The organism is Synechococcus sp. Cruz-7E5 (genome assembly GCF_024345995.1).
In the GTDB taxonomy this organism is placed as follows: domain Bacteria; phylum Cyanobacteriota; class Cyanobacteriia; order PCC-6307; family Cyanobiaceae; genus Regnicoccus_A.
Genome location: NZ_JAGQCE010000002.1, coordinates 359,703 through 381,096, shown reverse-complemented (window position 1 = coordinate 381,096; position 21,394 = coordinate 359,703). Strand labels below are relative to the sequence as shown.

At 67.1% G+C, this 21,394-nt stretch carries 21 protein-coding genes; 19 read left to right on the top strand and 2 right to left on the bottom strand.

What is annotated here, in order from left to right:
• Window positions 1-14: 14 nt before the first annotated feature.
• The 15 genes from KBY77_RS04730 (at window position 15) to fba (ending at window position 13,287) form a co-directional block, all read left to right on the top strand.
• Entirely contained in the window at window positions 15-1,235 is a 1,221-nt protein-coding gene (locus tag KBY77_RS04730) for a F420-0:Gamma-glutamyl ligase (RefSeq protein ID WP_255102411.1), read from the top strand.
• Window positions 1,236-1,348: 113 nt separating this feature from the next.
• Window positions 1,349-2,440, top strand: a complete 1,092-nt coding sequence (locus tag KBY77_RS04725) for a hypothetical protein (protein ID WP_255102410.1) — start codon at window positions 1,349-1,351, stop codon at window positions 2,438-2,440.
• Complete coding sequence (gene ruvX, locus KBY77_RS04720) at window positions 2,437-2,922, top strand: Holliday junction resolvase RuvX (RefSeq protein WP_255102409.1); 486 nt, start codon at window positions 2,437-2,439, stop codon at window positions 2,920-2,922. The genes KBY77_RS04725 and ruvX overlap by 4 nt, the downstream gene beginning before the upstream one ends.
• Window positions 2,923-2,941: 19 nt before the next feature.
• The gene (locus tag KBY77_RS04715) at window positions 2,942-3,511 is read left to right on the top strand and encodes a DUF3727 domain-containing protein (protein WP_255102408.1); all 570 of its coding nucleotides are present in this window, start codon (window positions 2,942-2,944) and stop codon (window positions 3,509-3,511) included.
• A 29-nt stretch (window positions 3,512-3,540) separates the two neighbouring features.
• Window positions 3,541-4,023: a YqeG family HAD IIIA-type phosphatase gene (locus KBY77_RS04710; protein WP_399212228.1), complete on the top strand. Its 483-nt coding sequence runs from the start codon at window positions 3,541-3,543 to the stop codon at window positions 4,021-4,023.
• The gene (gene proB, locus KBY77_RS04705; protein WP_255102406.1) at window positions 4,020-5,159 is read left to right on the top strand and encodes a glutamate 5-kinase; all 1,140 of its coding nucleotides are present in this window, start codon (window positions 4,020-4,022) and stop codon (window positions 5,157-5,159) included. The genes KBY77_RS04710 and proB overlap by 4 nt, the downstream gene beginning before the upstream one ends.
• Before the next feature lie 41 nt (window positions 5,160-5,200).
• Window positions 5,201-6,229, top strand: coding sequence for a UDP-3-O-(3-hydroxymyristoyl)glucosamine N-acyltransferase (gene lpxD / locus KBY77_RS04700; protein ID WP_255102405.1), 1,029 nt, complete (start codon window positions 5,201-5,203; stop codon window positions 6,227-6,229).
• Between the two features lie 25 nt (window positions 6,230-6,254).
• Window positions 6,255-7,328: a 3-isopropylmalate dehydrogenase gene (leuB, locus tag KBY77_RS04695; RefSeq protein WP_255102404.1), complete on the top strand. Its 1,074-nt coding sequence runs from the start codon at window positions 6,255-6,257 to the stop codon at window positions 7,326-7,328.
• A 57-nt stretch (window positions 7,329-7,385) separates the two neighbouring features.
• Window positions 7,386-8,288, top strand: coding sequence for a phosphoribulokinase (locus KBY77_RS04690; RefSeq protein ID WP_255102403.1), 903 nt, complete (start codon window positions 7,386-7,388; stop codon window positions 8,286-8,288).
• A 112-nt stretch (window positions 8,289-8,400) separates the two neighbouring features.
• Window positions 8,401-8,697: a hypothetical protein gene (locus tag KBY77_RS04685; RefSeq protein WP_255102402.1), complete on the top strand. Its 297-nt coding sequence runs from the start codon at window positions 8,401-8,403 to the stop codon at window positions 8,695-8,697.
• A 26-nt stretch (window positions 8,698-8,723) separates the two neighbouring features.
• Entirely contained in the window at window positions 8,724-9,572 is an 849-nt protein-coding gene (locus tag KBY77_RS04680; protein ID WP_255102401.1) for an A24 family peptidase, read from the top strand.
• A 33-nt stretch (window positions 9,573-9,605) separates the two neighbouring features.
• Window positions 9,606-10,481, top strand: a complete 876-nt coding sequence (accD, locus tag KBY77_RS04675) for an acetyl-CoA carboxylase, carboxyltransferase subunit beta (RefSeq protein WP_255102400.1) — start codon at window positions 9,606-9,608, stop codon at window positions 10,479-10,481.
• Window positions 10,478-10,876 (top strand): hypothetical protein, encoded by a 399-nt coding sequence (locus KBY77_RS04670; protein WP_255102399.1) that lies wholly within the window; start codon window positions 10,478-10,480, stop codon window positions 10,874-10,876. Before accD ends, KBY77_RS04670 begins: the two co-directional genes overlap by 4 nt.
• A 19-nt stretch (window positions 10,877-10,895) precedes the next feature.
• Window positions 10,896-11,993 carry a Gfo/Idh/MocA family protein gene (locus KBY77_RS04665; protein WP_255102398.1) on the top strand — a complete coding sequence of 366 codons (1,098 nt, stop codon included), beginning with the start codon at window positions 10,896-10,898 and terminating at the stop codon, window positions 11,991-11,993.
• 220 nt (window positions 11,994-12,213) lie between these two features.
• On the top strand, window positions 12,214-13,287 hold the full coding sequence (gene fba / locus KBY77_RS04660; RefSeq protein WP_255102397.1) for a class II fructose-bisphosphate aldolase: 1,074 nt from the start codon (window positions 12,214-12,216) through the stop codon (window positions 13,285-13,287).
• 76 nt (window positions 13,288-13,363) lie between these two features.
• On the opposite strand, the gene KBY77_RS04655 is transcribed toward fba, so the two are convergent.
• Window positions 13,364-16,261 carry a UPF0182 family protein gene (locus KBY77_RS04655; RefSeq protein ID WP_255102396.1) on the bottom strand — a complete coding sequence of 966 codons (2,898 nt, stop codon included), beginning with the start codon at window positions 16,259-16,261 and terminating at the stop codon, window positions 13,364-13,366.
• A 152-nt stretch (window positions 16,262-16,413) separates the two neighbouring features.
• On the opposite strand from KBY77_RS04655, the gene thrC reads away from it, so the two are divergent.
• The 3 genes from thrC (at window position 16,414) to KBY77_RS04640 (ending at window position 19,005) form a co-directional block, all read left to right on the top strand.
• A complete protein-coding gene (thrC, locus tag KBY77_RS04650) occupies window positions 16,414-17,700 on the top strand; it encodes a threonine synthase (protein WP_255102395.1) in 1,287 nt (428 codons plus the stop codon).
• 62 nt (window positions 17,701-17,762) lie between these two features.
• Window positions 17,763-18,038 carry a MoaD/ThiS family protein gene (locus tag KBY77_RS04645; RefSeq protein ID WP_094556518.1) on the top strand — a complete coding sequence of 92 codons (276 nt, stop codon included), beginning with the start codon at window positions 17,763-17,765 and terminating at the stop codon, window positions 18,036-18,038.
• A 106-nt stretch (window positions 18,039-18,144) separates the two neighbouring features.
• Window positions 18,145-19,005, top strand: a complete 861-nt coding sequence (locus KBY77_RS04640; protein WP_315856582.1) for a cupin — start codon at window positions 18,145-18,147, stop codon at window positions 19,003-19,005.
• 117 nt (window positions 19,006-19,122) lie between these two features.
• Here KBY77_RS04640 and ftsH read toward each other — a convergent pair whose 3' ends face one another.
• Window positions 19,123-20,931, bottom strand: a complete 1,809-nt coding sequence (ftsH, locus tag KBY77_RS04635) for an ATP-dependent zinc metalloprotease FtsH (RefSeq protein ID WP_255102467.1) — start codon at window positions 20,929-20,931, stop codon at window positions 19,123-19,125.
• 204 nt (window positions 20,932-21,135) lie between these two features.
• On the opposite strand from ftsH, the gene rpmF reads away from it, so the two are divergent.
• Entirely contained in the window at window positions 21,136-21,315 is a 180-nt protein-coding gene (gene rpmF / locus KBY77_RS04630) for a 50S ribosomal protein L32 (protein WP_255093562.1), read from the top strand.
• Window positions 21,316-21,394 lie beyond the last annotated feature (79 nt).

Here is a 21,394-nt window from a genome sequence, read left to right as displayed (position 1 = left end):
GGCGCCACTGCCCCTTGCCGACCCTGCCTCCACCGCTCTGCGCGCTGCTTCTGCTGGCGCTGCTCTTCGGCCTCACCCTGCTCTGGCTGGAGTTGCGCCACCGCCTGCGGCCGGCCTCCCCCCTTCGTCTGAGTGCGGGCCCCTGGACCACCAGCTGGAGCAACGAGGGAGCAGTGACGCTGGAGGGCAGCTTCCGGATCGACAACCCCCATGCCCGCATGGAGGTGATGGTGCCGGAACTTCAGCTGCGCCCCACCGTGCTCGGCCGCCAGGACCTCTCAAGCCTGAGGGTGAGCACCACCGTCGTCGCCGACCATCCCGATGAGCCGAGCCGGCCCGATGGCTACTGGGCGGCTTACATCGTCAAAGGGCACAAGAGCACCCAGCTCAAGGCCAAGGTGAGCATCAGCTTGCCGGCCGGAGCAAGCGGACCTGGCCCTGAAGAGCGCCACACCCTCCTGAAGGAGCTGCTGGACACCCTCTGGCTGGAGGTGATCTGGGTGAACTACGGACCATTCGGGCGCCTGGAGCGCCGCCAGGGCTTCCTGGTGCCGGTTCGCCATCCCGCACCGCTCGATCCGGCCAGCGCTGCCTGGCGCAACGGTGACGGCTGCCAGGTGCTGCCGGTGCCCACCCACCTGCTGGGGGTGCTGGATGATCCCGCTGAAGTGCTGCGCCGCTATGCCGGTCCCGTGCTGCGTCCCGGCGACATCCTCACCATCGGCGAAACGCCCCTTGCGGTGATCCAGGGGCGCTATCAACACCCGTCGATGGTGGAGCCCTCCTGCCTGGCCCGGCTGCTCTGCCGCGTCTTCCATCCCACCAGCAGCCTGGCCACGGCCTGCGGCCTGCAGAGCCTGATCGACACGGTGGGGCCGGCGCGGGTGCTCTGTGCCTGGCTGGCCGGCAGCCTGATGAAACTGGTGGGCAGCAAAGGCGGCTTCTACCGTCTCGCCGGTGACCAGGCCCGGCTGATCGACGACATCACCGGCACCACTCCCCCCTACGACCAGACGATCGTGCTCGGTCCCGATCAGCCCGAACGCAGCTGCCAGGAGCTGGCCCAGGCCCTGGGGGTGCCTGTGGCCGTGGTCGACGTCAACGATCTTGGCCGGGTCAAGGTGCTGGCTTCGAGCTCGGGCTGCGACGAGAACCTGCTGAAGCGTGCCCTGCGTCCCAACCCGGCCGGCAACGCCAACGAACGCACACCCCTGGTGCTGGTGCGACCGGCCTGAGACCTCAAGGCTCCTGTCTCGTCCCGATACAGTTGGTCATCAGCGGTTCTTCCGTGCGTCACCCCACGTCATCCCGTTCCCCGGGAGGTGATTCACCCATCGCCCCCGGAGAGGTGCAGGTTGAACCCCTGCAGGGTTGGATGCTGCCGCACCTGCAGGACGCAGCTGTCCTCGATCTGCAACCCCTGCTCCAGAAAGCCCTCCTGCTTCAGACCCCGGAGCGGCTGCTGAGCACCCTGGTGCGCCGGCCACCCCTGGCCCCTGAAGTGCTGGTGGCCCACAGCGGCGGCGATCGCCTGCTGGGCCTCAGCGTGGTGCGGCGTCTCAACCGCAGCGGCAGTTGCTGGGGAGTGGAGGAATTGCGGCTCTGCCGCGAAGCCCTCAGCGAGCCAGGCTCCCCCACCGCCAGACAGGTGGAGGGAGCCCTGCTGCGCGAGGCTCTGCACCGCTGCCCCGGGGCCTCCAGCTGGATCACCAGGGTTCCGACAGGACATCAGGATCGCCTGGCCCTGCTGCGGGAGCAGGGGTTCCAGCCGCTGCTCCAGGAAACCCTCTGGTACTGGGAGCCCGATCCGGCCAATGCAGGCACCAGCCAGCCGGCGGCTGCGCCACCCGGCGACGATCTGCAGCTGCGGCCCCTCAACCGCCGCAGCGCTCCCCTGCTCTGGCACCTGGAGCAGGCCACCTGCCCGGCCCAGTTGCGCCAGCTGCTGGATCGCCGCATCGAAGACGTGCTCGATCAGAGCGAAGGCCAGGGGCTGCTTTGGGTCGACCCCAGCCGCCAGCAGGCTGTGGCGGCTGTGCGACGGCTGCGCAGCCACCGCCTCGGTCCAGCGGAGCTGGAGGTGACCCTCCACCCCGGTTGGGCCCACCTGCATGGCCCCGCCCTGGCTCGTCTGGTGCGGCAGCAGGCGCGCGGATTTTCGCCCCTGCGCCTGCGCAGTGACACTGACGACCACGAGCGCGAGCGCTGGCTGAGCCTGCTTGGCGCGGTGGCGGAGGGGGAGGAGCTGCTGATGGCGCGCAGCGTCTGGCGACGCCAGGACTCCCGAGTTCTCAGCCGCCAGTCCTGGCGGCTCGACACCGTGCTGGACCCCTTCAAGCCCCGCCGCCGACCTGTTCCCACCCCGCTGCAGCGGGGAGTGGGAGGCCACCATGGCCCCCAATCCCTCGGTTGCCCCCAGTCCCTGGGCAGCGACCGTTGAGCCGCCAGCAGCCGCCGCCCCGCTCGGTGCTGGCGCTGGATGTGGGCCGGCGGCGGATCGGTCTGGCCGGCTGCGACCCGCTCGGCCTGACGGTCACACCATTGCCCCCCCTGGCCCGGGGCGCCTTCCCTGCTGATCTCGAGCGGCTGCGCCCCCTGGTGGCCCAGCGGCGTGTGCAGGCCCTGGTGGTGGGGCTACCCCTTGATGCCAACCAGCAGCTCACCGCCCAGGCCAGGCACTGCCGCCGCTACGGCCAGCGCCTGGCCCAGGCTCTGGCTCTGCCCCTGGCCTGGGTGGATGAACACGGCAGCAGCTGGGAGGCGGGTGAGCGGCGCGGGCTGCATGGAGATCGCAGCGGCCAGCTCGACAGTGCCGCGGCGGCCCTGCTGCTGGAGCAGTGGCTGCAGGAAGGCCCCGAAGCCCGTCCGGTCAGCCCAGCGACACCGAGACTCGACCAGCCGGCAGGCGCTACGACATTCTGATGCGAACTGCTGATTCCCCATGAGTGCCGAAGGACCGTCGATCAGCGGATCCGGTGACGTGCCCACGGTGCTTGTTCGTGATGGCCAGAACCGCCAGCTGCTCTGCTTTCTCGAGCAACTGATCCCCCTCGATGGACATGACTACGCCCTGCTGACACCGGTGGACACCCCGGTGTGCCTGGTGCGCATCGCCGAGGACGACGACGAGGAGGACGAGGTGGTCGAAGAGGTTGATGCCGCCGAGTCGATTCTCACAGTGGCCGATGTGGTGCTGCAGGAGCACGACCTGACCCTGGTGCGCTCGGCGGTGACTCTCACCGTGAGCGGTGAGCTGGAGGAACCGGACCCTGAGGACTTGGAAGACGACCTTCAGGGCGACGGCGATGGCGATGAGGAGACCGATCTCTACGAGATGCTGATCCAGTTCCGCGCCGAAGACCGGGAATACGGGCTTTACATCCCCCTTGATCCCTTCTTCGTGGTGGCCCGCATGGTGAACAATGAAGCCGTGCTGGTGGAAGGCGAGGAATTCGAGCGGGTGCAGCCGCGCATCGAGGCCGAGCTCGACGATCGGGAGAGCGTTGGGTGAAGCTCCAGCAGCTGTTGCGCCCTGACTGGATGCTGAGCACGACGCTGGCCCATATGCCGCTGGAGAACCTGCTCGATCGCGGAATCCGCGCCCTGGTTCTTGATGTGGACCGCACCCTGCTCCCCCGCCGCCAGGCCGAGATGCCCCCGCTGATGGAGGCGTGGCTGCGGCAGGCCAAGGATCGGCTGCGGCTGCATCTGTTCAGCAACAATCCCTCGCGGCGAAGGATCGGCTCGGTGGCTAAGCGCCTCGATCTGCCCTTCACCACCTCGGCGGGCAAACCTCGACGCAGCGCCCTGCGCCGGGTGCTGGCCGACCTCGACCTTCCCCCCGCGCAGGTGGCCCTGGCCGGTGATCGCCTCTTCACCGACGTCCTGGTGGGCAATCGCCTCGGTCTGTTCACCGTTCTGGTGAAACCGATCGGTCCGGAGGGTCGACCCTGTCAGCAGGATCGGGTCCAGCGACTGGAGGTGCGTCTGGCACGGCTGGTGGGCACCGAGTTGAGCCGATGACGCCTCCCACGCCCCCGACACGCCGTGTGATCAAGGTGGGCACCTCCCTGCTGCGTGGCACGGGCCAGCGCAACACCGAAGCAGTGATCGCAGGTCTGGCCGCCAGCCTCAGCCGCAGGCGCCAGCAGGGGGAGGCCATCGCCCTGGTCACCAGCGGAGCCGTGGGTCTGGGCTGCCATGCCCTGGGATTCGGGGAGCGCCCAGAAGATGTGGTGGCCCTTCAGGCGGCCGCCGCCGTGGGCCAGGGCCGGCTGATGCGCCTCTATGAAACTGCCTTCGCCCAGCACGACACCACCGTGGCCCAGGTGCTGCTCACCCGCGGCGACCTGGCCTCGCGCCGCCGATACCAGAATGCCTGCCGCACCCTGGAGCAACTGCTGAGCTGGGGCGTAGTGCCCGTGGTGAACGAGAACGACACCCTCGCCACCGATGAGCTGCGCTTCGGCGACAACGACACTCTCTCGGCACTGGTGGCGGTCGCGATCGGAGCAGATGAGCTTGTGCTTCTCACCGACGTGGATCGGCTCTATTCGGGTGATCCCCGCAGCGACAGCAGTGCCAGGCCGATCGAGGAAGTGCGTGATCTGCTGGAACTGGAGCGGCTCAGCGGCGTCGCCCAGGGTGGCGGGAGCTGGGGCACCGGCGGCATGACCACCAAGCTGGCCGCGGCCCGCATCGCCACCTCCAGCGGCATCGCCGTGCGCCTGGCCGATGGCCGCGATCCAGCGGTGCTCGAAGCCCTGCTTGCCGGCGAGCGTCTCGGCACCCTCTTCCGCCCCAGCCCCAGCCCCCTGCCCGACCGCAAGGGCTGGCTGGCCCATGCCCTCCTGCCCAAGGGGGAGCTGCTGATCGATCCGGGTGCCGAGCGGGCCCTGATCGAGCGGGGGGCGTCCCTGCTGGCGGTGGGTATCCGTGCCGTCAAAGGAGAGTTCGAGCGCCGGGATGCCGTGCGGCTGCTGTCGCTGGAGGGGCGGGAGATCGGCCGCGGTCTCTGTGCCCTCAGCAGCACTGAAGTGGCCCAGGTGCTGGGGCTGCGCAGCCAGGCGGCCGAGACCACCCTTGAGCATGGCGCCGGTGATGCAGTGGTTCACCGCGACCACCTGGTGCTCACCACGCCGGCGGCGGCCCGGGGCTGAGGAGCCGGCCTACGATCCGGCCGCCGGCCGAGATCCCTGGAATGCGCTTCAGCACCTTGCTCACCCACCTGAGCGAGTTGAGCGAGGGCAGCCCCAGGGACCTGGCCGCTGATCCCGACCTGATCACAGCGGCGGCCGTGGACCGGGCCACTGCGACGGAGCTGGCCTTTCTCGAGCCAGGCAACAGCCTGGCCACAGCCCTCGAGACCTGCTCGGCGGGCGCGCTGCTTCTGCCTCCGGATGCCGCCCTGCAGGAGCTGGCCAGTGCCCGCGGCATCGCCTGGGTGGCCCTGAAGAATCCGCGGCTGGGCTTCGCTGAAGCCCTGGAGGCCCTGTATCCACCCCGCCGCCTGCCGCCGGGCATCCATCCCAGCGCCGTGATCGCTCCAGGGGCCAGCCTGGGCCTTGATGTGCACATCGGCGCACACGTTGTGGTGGGGGAGGGCTGCGTGATCGGCGATGGCTCCACCCTCCACGCCGGTGCCGTGCTCTACGACGACGTGCAGCTTGCCGAGGGCTGTGAAATTCACGCCAATGCGGTGCTGCACCCCGGCAGCCGCCTGGGCCGTGGCTGTGTCGTGCACTCCACCGCGGTGGTGGGCTCGGAGGGGTTCGGCTTCGTGCCCACCGCCAGCGGCTGGCGCAAGATGCCCCAGACCGGCCTGGTGGTGCTGGAGGAGGCGGTGGAGGTGGGCTGTGGCACCACTATCGATCGTCCCTCTGTGGGTGAAACCCGCATCGGCGCCGGCACCAAGATCGACAACCTGGTGCAGATCGGCCATGGAGTTGTCACCGGCCGAGGCTGTGCCCTGGCTTCCCAGGTGGGCATCGCCGGCGGCGCCACCCTCGGCGATGGGGTGATCCTGGCCGGACAGGTGGGCGTGGCAAACCGGGCGAGGATCGGCGATCGCGCCATCGCCTCCTCCAAGTCGGGGATCCACGGCGAGGTGGCCGCCGGCGAAGTGGTGAGCGGCTACCCGGCCATCCCCAACCGGTTGTGGCTGCGCTGCTCCGCCGCTTTCAGCAAGCTGCCGGAAATGGCAAAGACTCTGCGCCAGCTGCAGAAGTAGCCTCGCGCCCAGCGCTTCCTCCACGATGACCAGCTACCGGATCACCCTGCTCCCCGGCGACGGCATCGGACCGGAAATCACAGCCGTGGCAAGGCGCCTGCTCGATGCGGTGAGCGCGCGCCATGGCTTCAGCCTCACCTACGACGAGCAGCCCATCGGCGGCGACGCCATCGACCGCACGGGTGTGCCGCTGCCGGAGACCACCCTGGCGGCCTGCCGCAGCTCAGACGCCGTTCTGCTGGCAGCGATCGGCAGTCCCCGCTTCGATGCCCTGCCGCGGGAGCAGCGGCCCGAAACCGGCCTGCTGGGTCTCAGGTCGGGCCTGGGCCTGTTCGCCAACCTGCGGCCGGTGAAGATCATTCCGGCACTGATCGGGGCCAGCACCCTGCGACCGGAGGTGATCACCGGGGTGGATCTGCTGGTGGTGCGTGAACTCACCGGCGGCATCTACTTCGGCACCCCCAAGGGACGGGTGGTGGCCGATGGCCACGTACGGGCCTTCAACACGATGGTCTACAGCGACTTCGAAATCGACCGGATCGCCCGGGTGGCCTTCCAGCTGGCGAGTGAGCGCAGCAGCAGACTCTGCAGCGTCGACAAGGCCAATGTGCTCGATGTCAGCCAGCTATGGCGCGACCGGGTGGAGGAGATAGCCACCGAATTCCCCCAGGTGGAGCTCAGCCACCTCTACGTCGACAACGCGGCGATGCAGCTGGTGCGCTCCCCCCGCCAGTTCGATGTGCTGCTCACCGGCAACCTCTTCGGTGACATCCTCAGCGATGAGGCGGCGATGCTCACCGGCTCGATCGGCATGCTGCCCTCCGCTTCGCTGGGTGCCGAGGGTCCCGGGCTGTTCGAGCCGGTGCACGGCTCCGCCCCAGACATCGCCGGGGCTGATCTGGCCAACCCGATGGCGATGGTGCTCTCCGCCGCAATGATGCTGAGGGTGGGCCTGAAACAGGAGAACGCTGCCAGCGAGCTGGAAGCGGCGGTCGACCGGGTGCTCAGCGCCGGCTACCGCACGGGCGACCTGATGGCGGAGGGCTGCACCCAGCTGGGTTGCGCGGCCATGGGCGAGCAGCTTCTGGCGGAGCTCTGAGCGGCTCCGGACCGGCGACCTGCCAAACTCGCGTTCGCTCTTCTTCCCCCTGCGCCGATGTCCAAGCGTCACCCGGTTGTAGCGGTCACCGGTTCCTCGGGCGCGGGGACCAGCACCGTCAAGCGTGCCTTCGAGCACATCTTCCAGCGGGAGGGGATCGAGCCAGCGGTTGTCGAAGGTGACAGCTTCCACCGCTTCGAGCGCGGCCCGATGAAGGAGCAGATGGCCCAGGCCCAGGCCTCCGGGGTCAATTTCTCCCACTTCGGCCCCGAGGCCAACCTGTTCGACAAGCTCGCCGAGCAATTCAAGTCCTACGGCGAAACCGGTGGTGGCCAGAAGCGCTACTACCTCCACTCTGTGGAGGAGGCAGCCGAGCACAACGCCCGGCTCGGTACCCAGCTGGAGCCCGGCCAGTTCACCCCATGGGAGCCGATCCCCCCAAACACCGACCTGCTCTTCTATGAAGGTCTCCACGGCGGTGTGGTGGGCGATGGCTACGACGTGGCCTCCCTGGTGGACCTGCTGATCGGCGTGGTGCCGATCGCCAACCTGGAGTGGATCCAGAAGATCAGCCGCGACAACGCCGAGCGGGGCTATTCGGCCGAGACGATCGTGGACACGATCCTGCGCCGCATGCCCGACTACATCAACCACATCTGCCCGCAGTTCAGCCGCACTGACATCAACTTCCAGCGGGTGCCCACGGTGGACACCTCCAACCCGTTCATCTGCCGCAACATCCCCACCCCGGACGAGAGCTTCGTGATCATCCACTTCCGCAAGGGAGCCCGTGAGAAATGGGGGATCGATTTCTCCTATCTGCTACGGATGATCAACGGCTCCTTCATGTCGAGCCCCACCAGCATCGTGGTCAACGGCGGCAAGATGGGCTTCGCCATGGAGCTGATCCTCACCCCGATCATTCACCGCATGATTGAGGAGAAGAACAAACTCGCCTGAGCGATTAAGCTGCAGGGGCCGATCGGAATGGCTGAGGCCGATTACCTTCGCCACACCTCCATCCTTCGACCCCGTTTCCCCGGCGGCTTCCACCGGTTCAGGGAGGCCGACCATGCCGTCCTTCGAGATCCGCGGGGCCTCCAATCCGGGCAATCCTCCGGTGCGCTGGGATCAGATCAACAGCGGTGTGGTCATCAAGCAGGCTCGGCGTGTGTATTTCCACTACGTGGAGCAATGCCCGGGGGGGGTGGAACCGATCGGGATCGTGCTCGAGACCAGTGGTGGCCTGGGCCGGGTGGTGTTTGAGGCACCCGTGCTGCTGCCGGATGAGCAGTTCGTCCCCCTGGATCTGATCCGTGGCCGCAGCGCCGGCCGACCCCGCTCGTTCCGCAGTCCCCAGCGCGGCTGAGCGAACGCCATCCGCGTCCTAGTGCCATGCCTGTGGAGCCCGACACGGCCGCCCATCTCCTGATCCCCCTGCTGGTGGCCCTGCTTGGGGCGTGCGTCGGCAGCTTTCTGAACGTGGTGGCCTGGAGGCTGCCGCGGCGGGAGTCACTGGTGCTGCCCTCCAGCCACTGCCCCCGCTGCGGAGTGCCCCTGGCCTGGTACCAGAACCTACCGGTGCTGGGCTGGCTGCTGCTGCTGGGTCGCTGCGGCAACTGCCGGGCCCCGATCTCCCCCCGTTACCCCCTGGTGGAACTGCTCTGCTCCGGGCTGTGGGTGGCGGCCCTTCAGGCAAGCCCCAGTGCCATGGCCGGGTCGCCTGCCTGGCTGCAGATCGGCGCGGGCTGGCTGCTGATCAGCTGGTTGATTCCGCTGGTGCTGATCGACTGTGACCATCTCTGGCTGCCGGAACCCCTCTGCCGCTGGGGTCTGCTGCTGGGTCTGGGAGTCACCCTCGCCGCCGGCCTCAGCCAGTCGGAGGTGGTTTGGCGGGCTCTGCTCTTCAACCACGTGCTTGCCGCCTGCCTCGGCCTGCTCGCCTTCGAAGGGCTCAGTGCCCTGGCCGAAAGGTTGATGGGCAAACCGGCCCTGGGGCTGGGCGACGCCAAGCTGACCGCCCTGCTGGGAGCGTGGCTCGGACTCACGGGCCTGGGTCTGGCGGTGGCTCTGGCGGTCTTCAGCGGAGCTGCCGTGGGAGTGCTGGGCCGCCTGAGCGGCAGGCTCGGGCCGTCCCAACCCTTTCCCTTCGGCCCCTTTCTCTCCCTTGGTGGCGTGGCGGTATGGCTGGCGGGGGAGGGCTGGTGGCTGCAGCAATGGAGCCGGTGGGGCGCCACCCTTTAATGGATTCACCGCTCCGTTGCCAGGTCCCATCCCGTGTCCCTGTTCGACTGGTTCGCCGATCGTCGCAAAGCCAATCCGGTCGTGCGCGCCACCCAGGAAGTCGACGATGGGGACGGCCTCTGGAGCAAGTGCCCGGAATGCGGGCTGGTTGTTTATCGCAAGGACCTGATTGCCAACGCCAGCGTCTGCAGTGGCTGCTCGTACCACCACCGCATCGACAGCGACGCCCGCATCCGGGTGATCGCCGATGAGGGCAGCTTCAGCGCCATCGACACCGAGCTGGCTCCCACTGATCCGCTCGCCTTCAAAGACCGTCGCAGCTACGCCGACCGTTTGCGCGATACCCAGCAATCCACCGGGCTGCGTGATGCCGTTGTCACCGGTCACTGCCGCCTGGAGGGCATGCCTCTCTCCCTCGGGGTGATGGATTTCCGCTTCATGGGGGGCTCGATGGGCTCGGTGGTGGGCGAGAAGCTCACGCGGCTGATCGAGCAGGCCACCGAACTCCGCCAGCCTCTGCTGATCGTATGCGCCTCCGGCGGCGCCCGCATGCAGGAGGGGATGCTCAGCCTGATGCAGATGGCCAAGGTCTCCGGTGCCCTGCAACGCCACCGCCAGCAGAACCTGCTTTATGTCCCCCTGCTCACCCACCCGACCACCGGCGGGGTCACGGCCAGCTTCGCCATGCTTGGTGATCTGATCCTGGCCGAGCCCAAGGCACTGATCGGCTTTGCCGGGCGCCGGGTGATCGAGCAAACCCTGCGCGAAAAACTGCCTGAAGGCTTCCAGACCGCCGAATACCTGCAGGAGCATGGGTTCGTGGATCTGATCGTGCCGCGAACCCGACTGCGCAGCACTCTCGCCAGCCTGTTGAGACTGCACGGCGTCAGCGTTCCGGTGGCGGCATGAGCGGACTGCAGCGGTTTCTGCGTGCCTCTGTGGTGGCGGTGGCGCTGCTGGTGATCGTCCTGGCGGCAAGGCCTGCCACTGCCTGGGCGGGTCCGGTGAACTGGCAGGAGGTCCCCGAGAGCCCGGCAGGCCGCCAGTGGTGGGATACGGGCAGCCTGCGCCTCAGCCGTGGCGGTGAGCTTTCGGTGCTCACCCGGTTCCAGCCGGCCTCCGAGGATCGTGGGCAGCTCTACGTGATGGAGCTCGACTGCGATCAGGGGCTCTACCGCGACACCTCAGTGAACGGCTTGCCCCGCTTCAAGGCCGAGTGGCAGCCCACCGGCGGCGATTCTCTGATCAGCGATGTGCTCGATCAGGCATGTGCGGCCGGCTCCGAGCTGCTGGCGTCCCGTTGATCCACTGAACCCCCCTCCCATGAGTCAGCCCCTCCAGGTCGCCTTGGCCGGCCTCGGCTTCGGAGAGAAGGTGCACCTGCCCGCCTTGCGGGCCTGCCCGGGCACGGAGCCGGTGGCCCTCTGGCACCCCAGGCCCGAACGCCTGGAGGCAGCCTGCCGTGCCGCTGAGCTGCCGGGCCACAGCGATTTTGCAGCGCTGCTGGCAGATCCTGCTGTGGAAGCTGTCGTGATCGCCACCCCGCCAGGTCCCCGCTTCGAGCTGGCCCGCGCCGCCCTGGAAGCCGGCAAGCACCTGCTGCTGGAGAAACCAGTTGCCCTGGAGGTGGCCCAGGTCCGGGCGCTGAGACGACTGGCGATCGAGCGGGGCCTCAGCGTGGCGGTGGATTTCGAGTACCGGGCCGTGCCGGTCTTCCAGCAGCTGAAGGCGCTGCTGACCCAGGGAGTGCTGGGGGACCCCTGGCTGGTGCGCTTCGACTGGCTGATGAGCAGCCGCGCCGATCCCGGCCGGGCCTTCAGCTGGGCGTCCCAACGCTCTGAAGGTGGCGGTGTGCTCGGCTCCCTCGGCACCCATGCCTTCGACAGCCTGGAGTGGCTGGTGGGGCCGGTGCGCCAGCTGAGCGCCAGCCTCTCCACCGCCATCCACCAGCGCCCCCTGCCCGCAACCCCGGAACGATCGGGAGTCGTCGACGCCGACGATGTGGCCCTGCTTCAACTTGAGCTCGAAACATCCACAGGGGCTTCGGTGCCAGCCCAGCTCAGCCTCTCTTCGGTCACCCGCGCCGGAAGGGGCTGCTGGCTTGAGTTCCATGGCAGCGAGGCCACGCTGATTCTTGGCAGCGACAACCAGGCCGACTATGTGCACGGCTTCCATCTCTGGCTGGCCCGGCCTGGGGAGGCGCTTCAGCCGGTACCAGCCGATCCAGCCCTGGCCTTTGGCCGCACCTGGGCCGATGGCCGCATCGCCCCGGTGGCGCGCCTGCAGGGCTGGTGGAGCGACAGCGTGCGCGAAGGACGCCCCATGATGCCGGGCCTGGCGGAAGGAGAACGCAGCCAGCTCTGCTGCGACCTGGCCCTTGAGTCAGATGCCAGCGGCATGCGCCAGAACCTCGGCAGCTGAATCCTGGGAACTCGGAGCTGGGAACTCCTAGCTGAGAACTCCGAGGTGAAAACTGAGAGCCTGGGGCTGAGCTTGAGCATTGAGCCGAGGCCGCTGGGACCTCATTTACAGGGGATCGACTAGATTCTTGCCAGCCCGCGTCAAGGTCCCGACGCCGGTGATCCGGTCCTCCGGGGCCGAACCTGACGCATCACCCACCCAACCTCCAGAGGTTTTTCCCATGGCCCTCGTTCCGCTTCGGCTGCTCCTCGACCACGCCGCTGAGAACGGCTATGGCATTCCAGCGTTCAACGTCAACAACCTGGAGCAGGTCCAGTCGATCATGGAGGCGGCCTACGAAACCGACAGCCCTGTGATCCTGCAGGCCTCCCGCGGAGCCCGCCAGTACGCCGGTGAGATCTTCCTGCGTCACCTGATCATCGCCGCCACCGAAACCTATCCCGACATCCCGGTGGTGATGCACCAGGACCACGGCAACAGCCCGGCCACCTGCTTCGGTGCCGCCGCCAATGGCTTCACCTCCGTGATGATGGATGGATCACTGGAAGCCGACGCCAAAACTCCCGCCAGCTACGAATACAACGTGGCCGTCACCAAGGAAGTGGTGGATGTGGCCCATGCCATCGGCGTGAGTGTGGAAGGCGAACTCGGTTGCCTTGGCTCGCTGGAAACCGGCAAGGGTGAAGCCGAGGACGGCCACGGCTTCGAAGGTGCCCTCTCCCGCGAACAGCTGCTCACCGATCCTGCCGAAGCCGCTGACTTCGTCGCCAAAACGAAGGTGGATGCCCTGGCTATCGCCATCGGCACCAGCCACGGCGCCTACAAGTTCACCCGCAAGCCCACCGGCGAAGTGCTGGCCATTTCCCGCATTGCCGAGATCCACAAGGCGATCCCCAATACCCACCTGGTGATGCACGGCTCCAGCTCTGTGCCCCAGGAATGGCTGGACATGATCAACAAGTACGGCGGTGCCATTCCCGAAACCTATGGCGTGCCGGTGGAAGAGATTCAGAACGGCATCAAGAACGGCGTTCGCAAGATCAACATCGACACCGACAACCGTCTGGCCTTCACCGCCGCCGTGCGTGAAGCCGCCTTCAAGGATCCCGCCAACTTCGACCCCCGCCACTTCAACAAGCCGGCCCGGGCCTACATGAAAAAGGTGTGCCTTGATCGCTACCAGCAGTTCTGGTGCGCCGGCCAGGCCAGCAAGATCAAGCAGCAGAACATCAACTACTACGCCGCTCTCTACGCCAAGGGTGCCCTCGATCCCAAGACCGCTGTGGCCGTCTGAGTCTTTCTTCAGCTCAGACCAGACACTCACTCGCGATCTGTCCAGGGAGCCCCAGGCTCCCTTTTTTCATGCCAGCTCACGGAACTGGCGTGAACGTCGACAGGCCAGGAAGCCCCAGCGGACCGGGCACAACGGGTCCGGGTCCGCCTCCGCCTGCGGGCACACCCACCGGACTCTCCTCGCCGGAGACCAGCTTCTCCAGTGCCGTGTTGAGATCCGGCTCCATCACGAACCGGCGGCCGTCGGTGACCACCACGCGTACCAGGGTGGGCAGATCGTTGTTTTTCGACTGCAGATAGATCGGCTCCACATAGAGAAGCCCCTTGCCCACAGGCAGCAGCAGCAGATTGCCTCGCACCAGCTGCGAGCCTGTGCGGTTCCACAGACCGAACTGAAAGCTGATCACCGGGTCCTGCTCGATCAGGGCCGAAATCTGCTGCGGACCCAGCAGCAGCCGCTGCTGCGGGAAGCGAACCAACACCAGTTCGCCGTAGTGGGGTGGATCGTTGCGCGCCGCCAGCCAGCCCACCAGGTTGGTGCGCCGCACCGGCGAGAAAGGCAGCAGCAGCACGAATTCCGGCCGCTTCTCTCCTGGCAGCTGCAGGGTGGCGTGATACGGCTGCAGAGGCACGTTGTTGGAGCCGTAGATCTCGAGCGGAACCGACCACACATCATCGCCGTTGTAGAAGGTGCGCACATCCGTGACGTGGTATCTCAGCAGACGCTCCGACTGGATCGCGAACTGGCTGAGCGGCACGCGGATGTGGCTGAGCAGAGCGGCCGGCATCTCCAGCAGCGGGTTGAACAGCTCGGGAAACGCCCGCTGCCAGGTGCTCAGCACCGGATCGGTGGGATCGTTCACGTAGAGCCAGAGACGCCCGTCGTGGGCGTCCACCACCGCCTTCACCGGGTTGCGGAAGTAGCGGATGCCCTTGGAATTGGCGTCGCTGTAGGGATAGCTGCGGCTGGTGGTGAACCCGTCGAGCATCCAGTACTGATGCTGGGAGGGCTCGAAGCCAGGCGAGCCCTCCACCCGCGCCGTCACCAGATAGGGCTCAGTCTCGAAGTGCAGGAACGGCGCCAGAGCCTCCAGCCGTTCATTCACCTGCCTGCGGATCAGCAGCAGCGAGTCGGGCGTGAACGAGCCGCTGAACAGCATCCGCGGTTCGCGCAGATAGACGGCTGCCTTGAACCGTTGCCAGGAAGTGTCGAGCCGGATCCCGAGCCGTCCAGAGAAATGGGTGTAGACGTTCAGTTCCCCGTCGGGGAAGTCGAACTCCTGCACCTTGGTGGGGGCGATCACATAAGGAGACCGCGCCGAGGCGTAGTAGAGGCGCGGTTGCCCCAAAGGCAGAGACTCTTCGGCGGCGGCGTCACTGATTCCCAGTTTGGGAATGCCCTGCACCCGGCCGCTGCGGCCCAGGTCCTTGACGAAGAACAGCGGCAGGCCGTCAGGGCCGAAAACGTTCACCGGCGAGACGGTGAAGCCGAAGCCGTGGGTGAAGACGAGATGGCGGTTCAGCCAGGTGCGCGAGCCTGCCGGCAGGGCGCCGCTGTCGAGTTCCCGGGCCGCAATCAACACCTGCTGCGACCCGCGGCGTAGGGGATCCCCAAGCAGCGGGTAGCGATCAACCGCAGCGGAGGGGAAGGTGTAGTACAGCCGTAACTGCTGCAGCTGCCTGTTAGCGGCCAGCAGCGGCCGGCTGTCCCACAGACGAATGTTGGCCAGGGTTCCCGGCGCCGATTCAAGATCGCCAGGGGTGAGCTTCTGCTCTGGATTGAGAGTGCCCTCCTGGATCGCCCCCAGCCCAAAGGCCTGGCGCGTGCCGCGGATGCTGCGCTCGATGTAGGGCGCCTCCATCACCAGCTCCCGCGGCTGCACCACAAAGCGCTGCACCAGAGGAGCCACCAGGAACTCTGTGATCGGTACCAGCGCCACCGTGGCCAGGAGGGGAACCAGCGCCAGCCTCCTCAGCCAGTGGCGGCGCACGGAGGCCAGCAGACCTGTGGCGGTGAGCACCAGCAGGGCGGCAAGCAGCAGCCGCAACGGCAGGCGCACGTGCAGATCGACGAATCCGGCGCCGGAAGCCACCCCGCTGCCCTGCACCATCAGATCGAAGGGGGCCAGGGCGGTGCTGAAGGCAGCAATCAGACAGAGCACCGCGAGCTGGGGCTTGAGCACTCCCTGCTGGGCACGGCTAAGACCCACGAAGCGAAGATCACTCAGGCTGGATCCCTCGGTGAAGGTGAGCCAGAGGCAGGCGGCGAACCCCACGATTCCCTGGGCCAGAAGAATGCTCAGCAGCAGATGCAGCGCCGGCAGTCGCAGCACCGTGAAGCTGATGTCGAAACCCGTGAGCGGATCCCCCTCGCCGAACGGCACCGCCAGCAGGGCGGGCAACCACAGACTCCAGCCCCGCGCCAGGGCGGTGGCTGATCCGGCCAGGGCGGCCACCAGCACCAGTTGCAGGGTCGGCAGGGGCTTGACCAGCAGCGGCAGCAGCAGTCCGGCTGCCATGGCGAGCAGCAGCGGCAGCGGCAGGTCGGCCAGCACTCGAAAGCCACTGAAGATCTCGCCACTGAAAGGGGAGCTGATCAGTCCCCACGCCTGGACGATCAGGTAAGTGAGCCCGGCGGCCAGGAGCAACTCCAGACCCGCCAACACCAGCACCATGGGCAGGGGCTCAAGCCGCAGGATCGCCTGGTTCGGCATCACCTTGGTGGCACTGGCGCTGCGCAGGCGCCAGCAGCGCTGCAGTTGCAGCAGCTGCAGGGGGACCCCCAGCCCCATCACCAGCAGGAACGCCCCGATCTGCAGCCACCAGCGGCGCCACAGCACCGATTCGAAGCCGAACTGGGCAAACCAGTCGAGCTCCAGGCCCAGCCGGGAGATCAGCACCAGCGCCAGAGGAACGAGCGCCAGCACAGCCAGGGCTGCAGGCAGCGACAGCAGGCGCGGGAGACGGGAGGCCACGGCATGAGGCTAGACAGCGGCAGGCAACCACGCCCGCTCCGCTCTTGATCGCGGGGAGCACAAGCCTGTCCCAATACCCGACCCCACGAGTCGGCTTTAATGGAGCGTTCTTTCCGGCGCTGCTAGCTTTCACCCACAGCTGTTGTCGGGCCTTGACCGCCACCCTCTCCCGCTCCACCTTCACGGGCCTGCGCTGCAAGGAATGCGGCCACCCCTATGAAGCGGGCGCCCGCCACGTCTGTGAAGACGTCTGTTTCGGCCCGCTCGAGGTCGTCTACGACTACGAAGCCATCCGCAACCGGGTCAGCCGGGCCTCGATCGAAGCCGGCCCCACCTCCATCTGGCGTTACCGCGAATTCCTGCCGATCGAGGGGGATCCGATCGATGTGGGCACCGGCTTCACCCCTCTGCTCAAGGCCAACCGGCTGGCTCGCCGCCTCGGCCTCAGGAACCTCTACATCAAGAACGACGGCGTCAACATGCCGACGCTCTCCTTCAAGGATCGGGTGGTGTCGGTCGCACTCACCCGGGCCCGCGAACTGGGCTTCACCACGGTGAGCTGCGCCTCCACCGGCAACCTGGCCAACTCCACAGCCGCCATCGCCGCCCATGCCGGCATGGAGTGCTGCGTCTTCATCCCCAGCGATCTGGAGATGGGCAAGGTGCTCGGCACCCTCATCTACAACCCCACCCTGATGGCGGTGAAGGGCAACTACGACCAGGTGAACCGCCTCTGCTCCGAGGTGGCCAACACCTACGGCTGGGGCTTCGTCAACATCAACCTGCGCCCTTATTACTCCGAGGGCTCGAAAACCCTCGGCTACGAGGTAATCGAGCAGCTGGGCTGGCAATTGCCCGACCACATCGTGGCGCCCCTGGCCTCCGGTTCCCTCTTCACCAAGATCCGCAAGGGCTTCGACGAGTTCATCAAGGTGGGGCTGGTCGACGAAAAGCCCGTGCGCTTCAGCGGCGCCCAGGCCGAAGGTTGCAGCCCGATCGCCCAGGCCTTTGCCGAGGGCCGCGACTTCATCACCCCGGTGAAGCCGAACACGATCGCCAAGTCGATCGCCATCGGCAACCCGGCCGATGGCCCTTACGCCATCGACCTGGCCAACCGCACCAAGGGCACGATCGCGGCAGTGAGTGACCAGGAGATCATCGACGGCATCAAACTGCTGGCCGAAACCGAGGGCGTCTTCACCGAAACCGCCGGAGGCACCACCATCGCGGTGCTCAAGAAGCTGGTGGAGCAGGGCAAGATCGATCCCGGCGAAACAACAGTGGCCTACATCACCGGCAACGGCCTCAAGACCACCGAAGCCGTGGCCTCCTCAGTGGGCGAACCTCACACGATCGAACCCCAGCTCGCCAGCTTCAATGCCGCCTGGGAGCGGGCCCAGTCGCTGCACCGCGCCAGCTGGGAGCCGATCGGCGCCTGAGCCATCTCTCCAGCTCCCATCCACGTCCCGTTCCCTGCGGCTAAGCCGCTCTCCCTTACGCCATGGCGATACAGGTTCTGATCCCCACTCCCCTGCAGAAGTTCACCGCGGATCAATCCAGCGTCGAGCTCGAGGCCACCAGCGTCGACGGGCTGCTTGAGGCTCTGGAAGGACGCTTCCCCGGCATCCTTGCCAGGCTCACCGATGAGAGCGGCAAGCTTCGGCGCTTCCTCAACGTCTACGTGAACAGCGAGGACATCCGCTTCCTCGACAACCAGGCCACGGCCCTCGCCGACGGCGATGAGGTGAGCATCGTACCCGCCGTGGCCGGCGGCTGATCAGGCTCCGTTCACGACAGCCCCCCCGAGCACAGGTGTGACCGCAGGCACCCAATGGGGTGGGCATCCTCCATAGGCTCAGCGCACGTTCCGTGCGGCTGTGTCCATGACCCAAGCTCCCGAAGCCCTGGTGACCTTGCGGCCTGATGAGAGCGCCGCCCTGTCGATGGCTCCGGCCGGCAAGGCCCTGCTCTTTGACTACCGTCAGGCGGCCAATCCGGTGCGACGGGGCCTCACTGAGCCGATTCCCCAAGGGCGCTGGGGACCGGAGTTGCACGCCAGCGGCCCCAGCGCCATTCTTCCTCTGGATCTGAGCCGGGAGCTGGGTTGCCGCAGTCCTGCCACCAGCCCGGCCCTGAGTGCCAACTTCATCCGCATCCTGGCTGGTGAGTCGATCAGCGCCGGGGCCAACGCCACCAGCTTCCTGTTCTACGTCTGGCGCGGCGCCGGCCGCTGCCGGCGGCCGGCGGGGGCCCTGGGCGGTGCGGTGGATCAGAACTGGAGCCAGGGGGATCTGTTCGTGCTGCCCTGCGGCGAGGCGGCTCAGCTGGAAGCCAGCGAGGAGAGCGTTCTCTACTGGGTCCATGACGCCCCGCTGCTCAGCCACCTGGGGGTGAGCGCCGATCAGCCCCGTTTCGAGGCCACCCATTACCCGGGCGAATGGCTGCGGCGGGAGCTGGCTGCCCTGGCAGCGGATCCCAGCAGCGCCCGCAGCAACCGGCTCAGCCTGCTGCTGGCCAACAGCGATCTCCCTGCCAGCCGCACGGTGACCCACACCCTCTGGGCCATGTACGGGCTGGTGCCTGCCGGGGCTGTTCAGGCCCCCCATCGGCACCAGTCGGTGGCCCTGGACCTGGTGATCGCCTGCGCCCCGGGCTGCGCCACTCTCTCGGGACCCGAGCTCAATCCTGACGGCACGATTCGCAACCCGCTGAGGATGGAGTGGGAGCCGGGCGCGGCCATGTGAACGAAAGCGGTGAGGACGCCCTGCTGCTGCCGATCCAGGACGCCGCCCTGCACACCTATCTGCGCAGCCTCGACATCCGCTTCACCTGATCAGCACTGGCCCGACTCGGTTTCTGGCTCAGGCGTGGCCAGCCACCGGCAGGGCCGCCTGGGAACCAGCCTCAGCAGGGGAAGCCCCGCTGGCTTCGAAGCTGTCAACGATGGCGCGGAAATCGTCGCCCCCGAGGGTTTCCTGCTCAATGAGGCGGTCGACCAGCTCGTCCATCAGGGCACGTCTGGGGCGCAGCAGAGCCAACGCCTGGTCCAGGGCCTGCTGGGAGAGCTGACGCACCTGAAGGTCGATCTGACTGCCGGTGGATTCGGCGTAGCTGGGGCGGGTATGGATCAGATCACGGCCCAGGAACACTTCATGGCCGTCCCCCTCCAGGGCCACCTGACCGAGGGGAGAAAAGCCATAGCGAGTCACCATCTCCCGGCTGATACGGGTGGCCATCTGCAGATCACCGGAGGCACCCTGGGTGATCTCACTCGGACCGAAGACCACCAGTTCAGCGGCGCGGCCACCCATGACCACCACCAGCCGGGCCTGCAGGTAGGCCTTGCTGATCAGTCCTGAATCGAGGATCTCCTCATCCGGCATGGTGCGGGCAAAGCCGCCGACACCACCGGAGCGGGGCAGCAGGGTCACCTTGTCGAGCTTGTCGGCGTGGGGCACCAGAGTGCTCAGCAGGGCGTGACCGATCTCGTGGTAGGCGATCAGGCGCTTCTTGGCACTGTCCTGCAGAGGGGCAACCGCCAGGCCCATGGTGATGCGCTCCAGGGCGTCGCTGAGCGCCTGGTCGTCGATGCTGCTGCGCTGGCGGCGGGCGGTGAGAATGGCACCCTCATTGAGCAGATTGGCCAGATCGGCCCCGGAAAAGCCAGGGGTGCGCGCCGCCCAGGTGCTCAGCGAGACTGAGGGATCGAGGGGGCGGCTGCGGGCATGAACCGCCAGGATCGCTTCGCGGCCCAGGCGGTCGGGCAGGTCCACCTGGATCTGGCGGTCGAAGCGTCCCGGGCGGGTGAGGGCCGCATCGAGCACATCCGGGCGGTTGGTGGCCGCAATCAGGATCACGCCCGAGTTCTGCTCGAAGCCATCCATCTCCGTGAGCAACTGGTTGAGGGTCTGCTCCCGCTCGTCGTTGCCGCCACCGATGCCGGCACCGCGCTGACGTCCCACCGCGTCCACCTCATCAATGAAAATGATGCAGGGAGCTTTCTCCTTGGCCCGTTTGAACAGATCACGCACCCGGCTGGCACCCACCCCCACGAACAGCTCCACGAACTCCGATGCGGCCATCGAGAAGAAGGGAACCCCGGCCTCGCCGGCGATCGCCTTGGCCAGCAGGGTCTTGCCGGTTCCAGGCGGTCCCACCAGGAGCACCCCCTTGGGGATCTTGGCTCCAAGGGCGGTGAACCGCTCCGGTTGACGCAGGAAGCTCACCACCTCCTGAAGTTCAGCCTTGGCCTCATTGATACCGGCCACATCTTCGAAGCGAACGCCCACGGAGCCCTCCGGCTGCAGGCGGGGCTGGCTGCGGCCGAAGCCCATAGCTTTGCTGGCCACCTGGGAGGAGCGTCGCAGCAGCAAGGTGAGTCCACCCAGCAGCAGCACCACCAGCAGAACGTTCACCAACAGCCCGGCGGTGGCGTCGTCCTGGCGGTCATCGCGCACCGTGAGCGGAACGCTGCTCTGCTCGGCCGTGCGCAGCAACAGCGAATCGTTGGCGAATACTGGCACCCGGATGCTGCGGCCGTCCTTGAACTGGACCTGCACCTCCCGCTGCCGTGGTGAGAGCTCCAGCTCCTTGATCGTGCCCCCCTTGATCAGGGTGAGCAGCTCGCTGTAAGACGGAATCGGTTCGGGCTGTCGCACCAGGCGGCCCATCAGACCCCCCTCCCTGGTGGGGGTTGGGGAGGGAGTGGCCTCCGGCTGGGCCGGTGCCGCGGCCAGGACAGCAGGGGTACCCTCTGGCCAAAGAGGGAGCACCGGACGCGGGCTGCTCACAGGGTTCTGCTTCTGGAATGAGCTTAGCGATTTGACGAAAGGCCTCACGACAACGGAAGATCGTTGTTTGGCTGATCGTGCGGGATGGCTGTTCCCAAGAAGAAAACCTCCAAGGGCAAGCGCAACCAGCGCCATGCCCACTGGAAGGCGAAGGCAACCGTTGCCGCTCGAAAGGCCATGTCTCTGGGCAAGGCAGTCTTGAGTGGCCGGGCCCAGGGCTTCGTCTATCCGATCGACGAATCCGCCGAAGACGCCGAGAGCTGAGCCCTGCTCAGATCACGCTCGCCGCACAACACACCGATCGAAGATCACTTTGATCGGGCAACGTAAGTAACACAGCGGC

Bases quoted from the DNA above. Each gene is read 5' to 3' on its own strand.
- KBY77_RS04680 (WP_255102401.1), top strand. From the start codon at position 8,724: ATGCCTGTGGAGCCCGACACGGCCGCCCATCTCCTGATCCCCCTGCTG.
- KBY77_RS04665 (WP_255102398.1), top strand. From the start codon at position 10,896: ATGAGTCAGCCCCTCCAGGTCGCCTTGGCCGGCCTCGGCTTCGGAGAG.
- leuB (WP_255102404.1), top strand. From the start codon at position 6,255: ATGACCAGCTACCGGATCACCCTGCTCCCCGGCGACGGCATCGGACCG.
- KBY77_RS04690 (WP_255102403.1), top strand. From the start codon at position 7,386: ATGTCCAAGCGTCACCCGGTTGTAGCGGTCACCGGTTCCTCGGGCGCG.
- fba (WP_255102397.1), top strand. From the start codon at position 12,214: ATGGCCCTCGTTCCGCTTCGGCTGCTCCTCGACCACGCCGCTGAGAAC.
- lpxD (WP_255102405.1), top strand. From the start codon at position 5,201: ATGCGCTTCAGCACCTTGCTCACCCACCTGAGCGAGTTGAGCGAGGGC.
- KBY77_RS04710 (WP_399212228.1), top strand. From the start codon at position 3,541: ATGCTGAGCACGACGCTGGCCCATATGCCGCTGGAGAACCTGCTCGAT.
- ftsH (WP_255102467.1), bottom strand. From the start codon at position 20,931: ATGGGCCGCCTGGTGCGACAGCCCGAACCGATTCCGTCTTACAGCGAG.
- KBY77_RS04685 (WP_255102402.1), top strand. From the start codon at position 8,401: ATGCCGTCCTTCGAGATCCGCGGGGCCTCCAATCCGGGCAATCCTCCG.
- KBY77_RS04645 (WP_094556518.1), top strand. From the start codon at position 17,763: ATGGCGATACAGGTTCTGATCCCCACTCCCCTGCAGAAGTTCACCGCG.
- rpmF (WP_255093562.1), top strand. From the start codon at position 21,136: ATGGCTGTTCCCAAGAAGAAAACCTCCAAGGGCAAGCGCAACCAGCGC.
- proB (WP_255102406.1), top strand. From the start codon at position 4,020: ATGACGCCTCCCACGCCCCCGACACGCCGTGTGATCAAGGTGGGCACC.
- KBY77_RS04640 (WP_315856582.1), top strand. From the start codon at position 18,145: ATGACCCAAGCTCCCGAAGCCCTGGTGACCTTGCGGCCTGATGAGAGC.
- KBY77_RS04670 (WP_255102399.1), top strand. From the start codon at position 10,478: ATGAGCGGACTGCAGCGGTTTCTGCGTGCCTCTGTGGTGGCGGTGGCG.
- KBY77_RS04715 (WP_255102408.1), top strand. From the start codon at position 2,942: ATGAGTGCCGAAGGACCGTCGATCAGCGGATCCGGTGACGTGCCCACG.